This is a genomic window from Paenarthrobacter sp. CM16 (assembly GCF_013179505.1).
Classification (GTDB): Bacteria; Actinomycetota; Actinomycetes; order Actinomycetales; family Micrococcaceae; genus Arthrobacter.
Genome location: NZ_JABMCX010000580.1, coordinates 1 through 853 on the forward strand (window position 1 = coordinate 1; position 853 = coordinate 853).

Annotated in this window: 1 protein-coding gene; it reads right to left on the bottom strand. The window is 53.9% G+C overall.

Going from position 1 to position 853, the window contains the following annotated elements:
- Positions 1-840, bottom strand: an 840-nt coding sequence (locus HP499_RS24630; RefSeq protein ID WP_253951790.1) for a DNA cytosine methyltransferase, incomplete at its 3' end; no start/stop codon positions are given.
- Positions 841-853 lie beyond the last annotated feature (13 nt).

Below are 853 nucleotides of genomic sequence, written 5' to 3' on the forward strand. Positions count from 1 at the left end.
CGATTGAAGTCTGGCCGCTTCTCGAATTGATAGGCTTCGCATTTGAGTAGGGTCTGGATGAATGTAGTAGTGGCCATCCTTAGCGATGTGCGAAACTACTGTGGATGAAGGCCGTTCCCAAACCTGCACTTTAAACCGGTCAGCGAAGGACTTCTTTTCACTCCGGGCACTCCGATGATTCGGGGTTAAGGCGTTAGAAAAATCGCTCAAAACCGGCGAACGTCCGTACTTTAGGGCGAACGAGGAAGCGAAGAAATAGCGCTGCAGATCGGAAGTCATGTGCCCTCTAGATACATGCCCTGCGAAACCACCCAACAGCGGGTCCTCGATCCACTCTCGGTAAGTGGCCGCTGAGTCACTGACCCTTTGTACACGAGGATTTGCATAAATGAAGCCCCTGCTCAGCGGGCCTGGGTCACCAAGGTACGCAAGCGGGGATATGTCGTCGTCAGTCAAAGACTCGTTAGCTGCGGCACGAACAGCCGCCCAATTCTCTGGTGAATCGACGTCCTTGGAGATGCGAGATCTGATAGACGGCATATCGTGGATGGCGTCGCGAACTGTTACTTGCGTCTGAGCCCGCTCAAGAATGTCTGGCTCTAGGCCGATGTCTTTTCGCACCCCCAGAAGAATCACCCGATGCCGTTGTTGCGGCACGCCAAAGTCTTCCGCCCGAATAACAAAGTCACTCGGTTGCAGCTTTTCAGGAGACCCTTCCTTCGTCAACGAATAGATTTCATACTCAGCGTCTCCTCCAGCATTGCGGAGGTCTTCAAGGATGCGCACGAACATCGGCTGCCCACCGTGGGTGGACGAAAGAAGGCCCTTCACGTTCTCCATGACAAACACGGAG